Below are 10215 nucleotides of genomic sequence, written 5' to 3'. Positions count from 1 at the left end.
GGTCAGAGCCACCACCGCCGCTCACGACCGGGTCAGGCGTAGAGGGCGAGCCAGATGGCGATGTGGTGGCAGATCGCGGCCGCCGAAACCGCTGCGTGGAAGAACTCGTGGTACCCGAAGGTCTTGGGCCACGGGTCCGGCCAGCGGCACGCGTAGAAGATCGCACCTGCGGTGTAGAGCAGACCGCCGACCACCAGCAGCACCAGTGCGGCGACCCCGGAGCTGTGCAGCAGGTCGGGCAGCACGAACACGGCGACCCAGCCCAACGCGATGTACACCGGCACGCCGACCCAGCGCGGCGCGTTCGGCCAGGCGAGCTTCAGGATCACGCCGCCCAGCGCGCCACCCCAGACGATCGCCAGCACCACGGCACCCGTGGTCGGCTGCATCGCGACCATCGCGAACGGGGTGTACGTGCCCGCGATGAACAGGAAGATCATCGAGTGGTCGAGCCGGCGCATCCAGGTCCGGGCACCGACGGTCTTCCACGTCTTGCGGTGGTAGAGGGCGCTGACGCCGAACAGGCCGAGCACGGTCGCCACGTAGATCGAGGTGCCCACCGCCGCGCGCGCGGACACGGTCGCGGCGGCGAGCGTGATCAGCGTGGCACCGGCGGCGATCGACACCACCAGCGACCAGAAGTGGATCCAGCCGCGCATCCGCGGTTTGACGAACGCGGTCGGGCGGCGGGCGGAGAGGGCGCTAGTCACACCTCGAGGTTACGGGACCGTAAGTTTTCGCCGAGCGTGATCCGCACTGCATCCGCCCGAGCGCTCCGGGCCACCCGAGCACCGGGGCTCACCGGATCCGCGTAGGCTCAGCTGGCGTGGCGTTCAAGGTCCGGTTGAAAGAACTCATCTACGGCGTCTACGAGCGACGACTCCGCCGGAAGCTGGACGGCGTGCAGCATCCTCGGCACGTCGGCGTCATCCTGGACGGAAACCGCAGGTGGGCGAAGGAAGCCGGGCTCGACGCCGCGCACGGCCACCAGGCCGGGGCCCGCAAGATCGCCGAGCTGCTGGGCTGGTGCGAAGAGGCCGAGGTCGAGGTGGTCACGCTGTGGCTGCTGTCCACCGACAACCTCAACCGCACCTCCGACGAGCTCAACGCGCTGATGGAGATCATCGCCGGAGTCGTCGACGAGCTGACCCACCCGGACACGCCCTGGCGGGTGCGGATCGTCGGTGCGCTGGACGTGCTGCCGACGGAGACCGCGGCGCGCCTGTCCGCCGCCGCGCTGCGCACCAAGGGCCGCACCGGCATGCAGGTCAACGTGGCGGTCGGCTACGGCGGCCGCCGGGAGATCGCGGACGCGGTGCGCAAGCTGCTGCAGTGGCACGCCGAGGCGGGCACCACCATCGAGGAACTCGCCGAGGTCCTGACGGTCGACCACATCGCCGAGCACCTCTACACCTCCGGCCAACCCGACCCCGACCTGCTGATCCGCACCTCGGGCGAGCAGCGGTTGTCCGGCTTCATGCTGTGGCAGTCCGCGCACTCCGAGTTCTGGTTCACCGAGGCCTACTGGCCGGCCTTCCGCCGAGTCGACTTCCTCCGCGCGCTCCGCGACTACGCAGTACGCCACCGCCGCTTCGGAGGCTGACCCCGAGCAAGCGGAAAGGCCAGGTCGGGAGCGACCTGGCCTTTCCACGTGGGACTGCTGCTCAGCCCTTGGGGTGGTCGACGACCGGGGCGTTCACGCAGTTGTTCAGCTGCGGGGACAGCACCGGCACGACCGCGCCGAGGACCGCGACGTTGTTGCCGCAGGCCTGGATCGGCAGCACGCTGGCGTTGTTGTCGTTCAGCAGGTTGATGCCGTCGTTGTCCGCGCTGTCGGCGTTGGCAACGGGGGCGAGGGCCAGCAGACCGGCGGCGGCACCGGCGACAATGGCAGCCTTCTTCAGCATGTGAATACTCTCCTTCGAATACCGCGGGATTCGGAGCACACACCATCGGGCTCGACTAAGAACCCGGAGGCGGCTACCGAGTGTGGTGTCGACTCGCCGGAAACACATCTCGGCATGCCGAACACCAAAACTTTTAACCCAATTGTGTGAGGCGGCGGATCGACGCGTGACGGATGAATTGGTGGCATTCGGCGCTCCGGTAGACGGGCGCGCAAAAAGAAGCGTCGGGGAAGGCCCGACGCCCTTTTCGCCACCGGATTCCACGCAGCAGCTCCGGCGATCCGCTCGCCTCGATCAGCCCTTGGGGTGGTCGATGACCGGAGCGTTCACGCAGTCGTTGAGCTGCGGGGACAGGAGCGGCACGACCGCACCGAGCACGGCGACGTTGTTGCCGCACGCCTGGACCGGCAGGACGCTCAGGTTGTTGTCGTTCAGGATGTTGATGCCGTCGTTGTCCGCGCTGTCGGCGTTGGCGACGGGAGCCAGGGCGAGCAGACCGGCAGCGGCACCGGCAACAATCGCAGCTTTCTTCAGCACTTCGTTGCTCCTTGTTGGATGGGATGACGCGAGCGCCCCCTTGTTCCCTCGGCTACGCACCCCATACTTAGCCGACGGGAGAACACTCGGCGTGAAACATATACATCGAATCGGCCAAAACCTACCTCGTTACCACCATTGTGTGATTTATTTGTTCGACGTCATCGGGCTTTTCGTTGCCGGGGCAAATTCATCGAGAACTCGAGCAGCGATCCGACCCCGCTTCGAGCAGGCGTAGTGTCCCGATGTGGACTCCGAAGCGCTCGCGGCCGAATACGTCCTGCTCGGGCTCAGGTTCGACCGGCTGGTCCGGGGCTTCGCGGACTCCTACACCGGTGATCCGGCGCTGCAGCGCGAAGTCGCCGCCGAACCACCGCCGGACCCGGCGCGGCTCGCCGCCGATGCGAACCGCCTGCGCGCCGACGTCGTCACCGCTGATCTCGCCGAACCGCGCCGCCGCTTCCTCGCCGCGCAGCTGACCGCGCTGGAGTGCTCCGGGCGCAAGCTGGCCGGGGCGGAACTGCCGTTCGCCGCCGAGGTCGAGGCGTGCTTCCAGGTGACGCCGACGACGGGGGATCCCGACGAGTACCGGAAGGCGCACCGCGAGCTCGGCGCGCTGCTGCCCGGACGCGGCTCGCTGGCCGAGCGGTTGCGGGCGGTCCGCCGTCGCGACCCGGTGCCGGCGGACCGGCTCGGCGTGGCGGTCGAAGCGGTCTCGAGCGCTCTGCGGGATCGGGTGCGGGCCCGGTTCGAGCTGCCGGTCGGCGAGACCGTCGAGTACCGGATCGTGTCGGACAAGCCGTGGGTCGGGTTCAACCACTACGCGGGCGGATTCCGCTCGAAGGTCGCGATCAACGCCGATATCGGGCACCGCGCGTCCACCCTGCCGCAGCTCGTCGCGCACGAGGCCTACCCGGGGCACCACACCGAGCACTGCCGCAAGGAGGCGGGGCTCGTGCTGCGGGACGGACAGGTCGAGCACACCATCTTCCTGATCAACACCCCGCAGTGCGTGCTCGCCGAAGGCCTCGCCGACCTGGGGTTGCACGCCGTGGTCGGGCCGGGTTGGGGGCCGTGGGCGGCCGAGATCTTCGCCGACCTGGGCATCCGGCTGGACGGCGAGCTGGCGGAGCGGATCGACGCGGTGCTGCTCGACCTGCTGCCGGTCCGCCAGGACGCGCTGCTGATGCTGCACGGCGGTGCGGACGAGGCCGACGTCGTCGCGCACCTGCAGCGGTGGCTGCTGATGCCGGAGCAGCGCGCCCGGCACCTGGTGCGGTTCATGCGCGACCCGCTCTGGCGGGCTTACACCACGACCTACGTCGAGGGTTACCGCCTGCTTCGGCGGTGGCTGGACGAGCGTCCCGTGAGCACATCGCGCATCGATCGTTACCGGCGGTTGCTTGACGAGCCGCTGGTGCCCGAATCCGTCCGCGCCGAGCTCGTCACGCAGGTGTGAGGCCGGGCTTCACGCGAACGGACCAGCCGCGCTCACCGGCCGTGTCGGGACGGTGCCGGGGTGGAGCACCGGCCTGACCTGCTGCGGTCGGCTTCTCCGCGGCGTTGGAACGGGCCGTGACCAGCACCGTTTTCCCATGCAGATGAAGGGAAAACGACGATTCGCTGAATCACCTGTGTGGCTGCCTGCCGAGAAGCGATCACGCAGGTAGCGTGCGCTGTTGACGGGCCGTTCTCTTCTGCAAGTCCGTACGCGGCCCGTCCGGGAGGCCCTGATCGTGGCTGTTGGCTGGAGCGGACGGTTACCCCGTCCACCTTGGTCGCGATGGGCCGGTGCACGGCCCTGCGGCCACGGCGGACGAGGCGGTCCGGCCGGGGCGCGACGGGGCCAGGCCCGGCCCGCCGACGAGCGGGTGTGCACGCCACGCCCGCGAGGGAGTAGCCGTGACCGCACGACGTTCCCAGCCAGAAGCGGAAGAAACCCGAGCCCTCAGCGGCGATTCCGCGCGCACCGTGCCATCCGGTAGAACCGAGGTCCGCACGTACGTGCTCGACACCTCGGTGCTGCTGTCCGATCCGTGGGCGTTGTCCCGCTTCGCCGAGCACGACGTGGTGCTCCCGGTGGTGGTGATCAGCGAGCTCGAGGCCAAGCGCCACCACCCGGAACTGGGGTGGTTCGCCCGGGAGAGCCTCCGCGGGCTCGACGAGCTCCGGATACGGCACGGACGGCTGGACCATCCGGTTCCGGTCGGAACATCAGGTGGACGCCTGCACGTCGAGCTCAACCACTCGGACCCGCAGGTGCTTCCGCCCGGATTCCGCACCGACTCCAACGACGCCCGCATCCTGGCCTGCGCGCTGAACCTGGCCGCCGAAGGGCACCAGGTCACGCTGGTCACCAAGGACATGCCGCTGCGGGTCAAGGCCGCGTCGGTGGCGCTGGACGCCGAGGAGTACCGGGCGCAGGACGTGGTCCCGTCGGGCTGGACCGGCATGGCCGACGTCGAAGTGCCGGGCGGTTCGGTGGACGCGCTGTTCAAGGAGGGCGTCGCCGATCTCGACGAAGCGCGGGACCTGCCGCCGAACACCGGCATCCGGCTGCTGGCCGGGTCGCAGAGCGCGCTGGGCCGGGTGACCGCGGACAAGCAGGTCAAGCTGGTGCGCGGCGACCGGGAGGCGTTCGGCCTGCACGGCCGCTCCGCGGAGCAGCGGATCGCCTTGGAGCTGCTGCTCGACCCCGAGGTCGGCATCGTCTCGCTGGGCGGCCGAGCGGGCACCGGTAAGTCCGCGCTCGCGCTGTGCGCGGGCCTGGAGTCGGTGCTGGAGCGCCAGCAGCACCGGAAGGTCGTGGTGTTCCGCCCGGTCTACGCCGTCGGCGGCCAAGAACTCGGCTACCTGCCGGGAACCGAGAACGAGAAGATGGCCCCGTGGGCCCAAGCGGTCTTCGACACCCTCGGTGCTCTGGCCAGCGAGAACGTCCTGGACGAGGTCATGGACCGGGGCATGCTCGAGGTCCTGCCCCTCACCCACATCCGGGGCCGCTCGCTGCACGACGCCTTCGTCATCGTCGACGAGGCCCAGTCCCTGGAGCGCAACGTCCTGCTGACCGTGCTCTCCAGGCTCGGCGCGAACTCCCGCGTCGTCCTGACCCACGACGTCGCCCAGCGCGACAACCTCCGCGTCGGCCGCCACGACGGCGTCGCCGCGGTGATCGAGAAGCTCAAGGGGCATCCCCTGTTCGCGCACGTCACCCTGACGCGCTCGGAACGCTCCCCGATCGCAGCCCTGGTCACCGAACTCCTGGAGGGCGACTTCACCCCCTGACGAAGTGGTGGAGGGCGCCTCGGCCCGAGGCGCCCTCCGCTCGTCACCAGCCGGTGGGGAGGGGACGGCCCTCCGCGAAGCCGGCTGCGGACTGGATGCCGACCAGCGCCTGGTCGTAGAACTCCTCGAGGGTGCGCGCGCCCGCGTAGGTGCAGGACGAGCGCAGGCCCGAGGTGATCTGGTCCAAGAGGTCCTCGACGCCGGGGCGCTGCGGGTCCAGGCGCATCCGGGAGCTGGAGATGCCCTCTTCGAACAGCGCCTTGCGAGCCTGGTCGTAGGCGTTGTCGGTGCGCGTCCGGGCCGACACCGCGCGCTTGGACGCCATGCCGAAGGACTCCTTGTAGGCCCGGCCGTGCTCGTCGCGCTGCAGGTCACCGGGGGATTCGTAGGTGCCTGCGAACCACGAGCCGACCATCACCGACGCCGCGCCCGCGGCCAGCGCCAGCGCGACGTCGCGCGGGTGCCGGACACCGCCGTCGGCCCAGACGTGCTTGCCGAGCTTGCGGGCCTCGGCCGCGCACTCGGCGACGGCGGAGAACTGCGGCCGGCCGACGCCGGTCATCATCCGCGTCGTGCACATCGCGCCCGGGCCGACGCCGACCTTGATCACGTCGGCACCGGCTTCGACGAGGTCGCGCACGCCTTCGGCGGTCACCACGTTCCCGGCCACCACCGGCACCTGCGGCGACACCGAGCGGACCGCCTTGAGCGCGCTGATCATCTTCTCCTGGTGGCCGTGCGCGGTGTCCACGACCAGCGCGTCCACCCCGGACTCCAGCAGCGCGGCGGCCTTCGCCGCGACGTCGCCGTTGACGCCGACCGCCGCGGCGACCCGCAGCCGGCCCTCGCCGTCGAGCGCGGGGGAGTAGATCTCGGCGCGCAGCGCACCGCGGTGGGTCAGGATCCCGGCCAGCCGGCCGTCGGCGTCGACCGCGATCGCGACGTTGCGGGCCTGCTTGTCCAGCTGGTCGAACACCTCGCGCGGCTTGGTCTCCAGCGGCAGCACGACGGGGTGCTCGTCGGCGACCTCCCCGACGCGCGCGAACCGGTCGACGCCCGTGCACGCGGCCTCGTCGACGACGCCGACCGGCCGGTTGTCGTCGTCCACGACGACCACGGCGCCGTGCGCGCGCTTGGGCAGGAGGTTGAGCGCGTCGGCCACGGCGTCATCGGCGTGCACCACCAGCGGGGTGTCCCAAACCGGATGCCGGGCCTTGACCCAGGAGACGATCTCGGCGACCGCGGACGGATCGACGTCCTGCGGCAGCACGACGAGCCCGCCGCGCCGTGCGACGGTCTCGGCCATCCGGCGGCCGGCCACGGCGGTCATGTTCGCGACGACGATCGGCAGGGTGGCCCCGGTGCCATCGCTGGTGGCCAGGTCCACGTCGAAGCGGGACTCGACCCCGGAGCGCCGCGGCGCCAGGAAGACGTCGTCGTAGGTCAGGTCAGTGGTGGGCTGCTGCCCGTTCAAGAACTGCACGTCTGCCCACCATACGGCCTCAACGCCCCCGAGTCGCCAGCAAACCCCAGCCGGGCTGAGTTGATCACGGTCATGCTCTGCTGGGGTGTGGAAGTACGCTGAGACCGCAGCCTCTGCGTTTCTGGGGTCCTCCAAATCAAGATCACCTAAACGGTTGACGGTTATAAGTTGATTCCCGCGTGGTTCTGGTTGTTATACTTGCGTCAGCCATGCTCTGTTGGGGCGTGGAAGTACGCCGGGTGTACCCGCCGGAGGCGGGACCCCGGCCTCTGCGTTTCTGGGTCCTCATATTCACCGTGCGTTGATGCGGATGATTCGAATGCGGTCGCCCGCTTGGTGCAGGTAGCTTTCATCGCCGCGCTCGGCGGCGAGTGCAATGCCGCATGCGATGTCCGGAATCCACAGCAGAGGTTCGCTGATTCCTGGTGCGAAGGTTATTCGGATATGCGGAGTAATAAGTCGCTTCTGTCGGCAACGTCGACCATGTCTGCATCAAGCTTGTTGCTGTGCTTCTGGCGGGTTTCAAACGTCACGATCTCGGCACCGTGGACTTCGAGATCAGGAAGTAAGACTTCGAGACACTTTCGCCTTGCGCGCTCTGGAAACAGTGGCGTCGAGCTTCCGATGACGACTACGTTGTGCACCATTAGGGAGCTAAAAGCCTTGGTGAGCTCCACACGGCGATGCGGGGGCTCTTTGCTCCAATGGAGTTTCTCGCCTCCTCGGCGCAGTCCGCGCATCGTGCAGCGGATGTCTTCGGCGTCTATAAGGTCAACGACGCTGGCGGTGAGAATGTAGACGCCGACGGCGAGGTCGTAGGACTCATCGACATATGGGTGGACGAACACGGGTGCAGTGAATCGGGAACTTCAGTTCGAGATCAAATCCTTACACCCGAAGGGGATTCGATTTCGGTGCTGATAGTTTCGCCGGTGGCTGCGCACCGAGGTGCGTGGAAGTACGCCGGGACCCCCGCCGGAGGCGGGACCCCGGCCTCTGCGTTTTTACGCTTCTTCTTCCGTCAATGGTTCGAAGGAGCTGTAGGCCTGGTAGTTGCGGAAGAAGCGGCTGTAGATTTCCGTGCCGTCGTCGAAGGTGGCGTCTTCGAGGGGTTTCACCTCGACCACCTGCTTCAGCTTCCAGGTGATGAGTTCGTGGTTCTCGTTCTGGTAGCTGGTTTCCTGCTGCTTTCCGTGGTCGGCGGCCTTCTCCGCGGCTTCTTCTTCCGATTCGGCCTTCAGCAGGACGAACGATTCCTCGTACAGCGGCTGGTGGTCGGCGGCGTCCGAGGTGGCCTCCAGGAGCAGGACCGCGACGTAGTAGTCCAGCTCGACGGCGCGCTCGTCCTGCAGGAGCTCTCGCGGGTCGAGGGGGCCGATGTTGATCGAACCGATCGCGTCGAAGTCGTCACTGCTCATGCCCCCAGGATCTCACCCGCCGGGGAGCAGGGCGCGCACCGCCTCGATGCTGTCGGCCGATGCCGCGTCCTTGTCCGGCCGGTAGCGCAGGACGCGGGCGAAGCGCAGCGCGACACCGCCGGGGTAGCGGGGGCTGGTCTGCACGCCGTCCAGCTCGATCTCCACCACGAGATCGGGCGCGATGTGCACGGTCCAGTCGTCGCGGTGGGTCTCCCGGCGCTGGAACTCCGCGGTCTGCCAGGCCAGCAGTTCGTCGGTCAGGCCCTTGAAGGTCTTGCCGACCATGATCGGCGGTCCGCCGTCCGGGTCGCGGGCGCCGAGGTGCAGGTTGGACAGGTGGCCGCGGCGCCGGCCGTGACCCCACTCGGCGGCCAGCACGATCAGGTCGAGGGTGTGCTCGGGTTTGACCTTCCGCCACGCGCGGCCGCGGCGTCCGGCGGCGTAGGGGGAGTCGAGGTCCTTGACCACGACGCCTTCGTGCCCGTCGGCCAGCGCCTCCTCGAAGAGCGCGGCTGCGCGCTCAGCGGTCGCTGTGGCCGGAATCCGGTGCTGCGGGGCGACTTTCGAGAGTGCGTCGAGCCGGTCGCGCAGCGGCAGGTCGACCAGGTCAGTGCCGTCGAGGTGCAGGCAGTCGAAGAAGTACGGGTGCAGCAGGAGTTCTCGCGAGCTCTGCGCGCCGAAGCGGCTCATCGTCTCCTGGAACGGGCGTGGTCGGCCGCCGTCGTCGAGGGCGAGGGTTTCGCCGTCGAGGACCACCGACCGGCAGTCCAGACCGCGCACCAGGTCGACGAGTTCCGGGACGCTGCGGGTGATCTCGCGCAGCGTGCGGGTGTAGACGCGCACCTCGTCGCCGTCGCGGTGCACCTGGATGCGCGCACCGTCCAATTTGTACTCGACGGTCGCTTCGCCCAGCTCGGCGAGCGCGGCGTCCAGGGACTCGGCGGGCGAAGCCAGCATCGGCCGGACCGGGCGCCCCACCTCCAGGCGGAACTCGCCGAGCGCCGGTTCGCCGCCGCGCAGAGCTGCCTCGGCGGTCGCGGGCAACCGGCCGGAGAGCATGAACGCGCGCCGCACCCCTTCGGTCGGCACGCGGGCGGCCGCGGCGATGGCCTCGATCATCACGCCTTCCAGCGCGCCCTGGCGGAGCTCGCCGCCGAACAGCCGCACCAGGAACTCCTGCTCGGCAGCGGTCGCCTTGCCGAGCAGCCCGGTCAACGCCTCCGCGCGGCGCTGTCCCGAGCCGGAACCGCTGATCAGCCGCACTCCGTCGATCGCGGAGTCCACGTCGCCGATGGTCAGCGTCGGCTCGGGCGCCGGTTCGACGTCCAGCGCGGCCAGCGTCGACCAGCCCACACCGGCTCGTCCGCCGGGCAGCTCACCGGCCAGCAGGGCCGTCGCCGGGCGGACCTCCTCGGGATCCAGGCGGCCGAGCAGCCCGGCGATCGAGGCGGTCTTCGCCTTGCGGGAGCGAGTAGCCGCGACTTCGCGCGAGGTCGTCACCACGTCCGCGAGCAGCACCATGCGCTCATGGTGCGCGCATCCACCGACAACGGCGACGACACCGAGAGGCCGTGAGCACTTTGGGCTG

General features: G+C 69.2%; 10 protein-coding genes. 3 read left to right on the top strand and 7 right to left on the bottom strand.

Annotated features, from left to right (window positions below):
* Nucleotides 1–32 precede the first annotated feature (32 nt).
* Complete coding sequence (gene trhA, locus OU415_RS12830; RefSeq protein WP_333777671.1) at nucleotides 33–710, bottom strand: PAQR family membrane homeostasis protein TrhA; 678 nt, start codon at nucleotides 708–710, stop codon at nucleotides 33–35.
* A gap of 116 nt (nucleotides 711–826) precedes the next feature.
* Between trhA and OU415_RS12825 the strand changes: the two genes are divergently transcribed.
* Nucleotides 827–1603, top strand: coding sequence for an isoprenyl transferase (locus OU415_RS12825; protein WP_270948910.1), 777 nt, complete (start codon nucleotides 827–829; stop codon nucleotides 1601–1603).
* Between the two features lie 61 nt (nucleotides 1604–1664).
* Here OU415_RS12825 and OU415_RS12820 read toward each other — a convergent pair whose 3' ends face one another.
* Both OU415_RS12820 and OU415_RS12815 read right to left on the bottom strand, forming a co-directional pair.
* The gene (locus OU415_RS12820) at nucleotides 1665–1907 is read right to left on the bottom strand and encodes a hypothetical protein (protein WP_270948909.1); all 243 of its coding nucleotides are present in this window, start codon (nucleotides 1905–1907) and stop codon (nucleotides 1665–1667) included.
* Between the two features lie 294 nt (nucleotides 1908–2201).
* A complete protein-coding gene (locus tag OU415_RS12815) occupies nucleotides 2202–2444 on the bottom strand; it encodes a hypothetical protein (RefSeq protein WP_270948908.1) in 243 nt (80 codons plus the stop codon).
* A gap of 247 nt (nucleotides 2445–2691) precedes the next feature.
* On the opposite strand from OU415_RS12815, the gene OU415_RS12810 reads away from it, so the two are divergent.
* Both OU415_RS12810 and OU415_RS12805 read left to right on the top strand, forming a co-directional pair.
* Nucleotides 2692–3903, top strand: a complete 1212-nt coding sequence (locus OU415_RS12810; RefSeq protein ID WP_270948907.1) for a DUF885 domain-containing protein — start codon at nucleotides 2692–2694, stop codon at nucleotides 3901–3903.
* A gap of 443 nt (nucleotides 3904–4346) precedes the next feature.
* A complete protein-coding gene (locus OU415_RS12805; RefSeq protein ID WP_408641843.1) occupies nucleotides 4347–5726 on the top strand; it encodes a PhoH family protein in 1380 nt (459 codons plus the stop codon).
* Nucleotides 5727–5769: 43 nt separating this feature from the next.
* Here the strand turns inward: OU415_RS12805 and OU415_RS12800 are convergent, their stop codons facing one another.
* The 4 genes from OU415_RS12800 to OU415_RS12785 form a co-directional block, all read right to left on the bottom strand.
* Entirely contained in the window at nucleotides 5770–7209 is a 1440-nt protein-coding gene (locus tag OU415_RS12800) for a GuaB1 family IMP dehydrogenase-related protein (RefSeq protein ID WP_270948906.1), read from the bottom strand.
* A gap of 434 nt (nucleotides 7210–7643) precedes the next feature.
* Entirely contained in the window at nucleotides 7644–8057 is a 414-nt protein-coding gene (locus OU415_RS12795; RefSeq protein WP_270948905.1) for a hypothetical protein, read from the bottom strand.
* Nucleotides 8058–8213: 156 nt separating this feature from the next.
* The gene (locus tag OU415_RS12790; protein WP_270948904.1) at nucleotides 8214–8627 is read right to left on the bottom strand and encodes a DUF4288 domain-containing protein; all 414 of its coding nucleotides are present in this window, start codon (nucleotides 8625–8627) and stop codon (nucleotides 8214–8216) included.
* 12 nt (nucleotides 8628–8639) lie between these two features.
* On the bottom strand, nucleotides 8640–10148 hold the full coding sequence (locus OU415_RS12785; RefSeq protein WP_270948903.1) for an ATP-dependent DNA ligase: 1509 nt from the start codon (nucleotides 10146–10148) through the stop codon (nucleotides 8640–8642).
* Nucleotides 10149–10215: the final 67 nt, after the last annotated feature.

This window comes from Saccharopolyspora oryzae, assembly GCF_027853915.1.
In the GTDB taxonomy this organism is placed as follows: domain Bacteria; phylum Actinomycetota; class Actinomycetes; order Mycobacteriales; family Pseudonocardiaceae; genus Saccharopolyspora; species Saccharopolyspora oryzae.
Note: the sequence above shows the minus strand (reverse complement) of the source record. Positions and strands in the feature narration are given on the sequence as shown.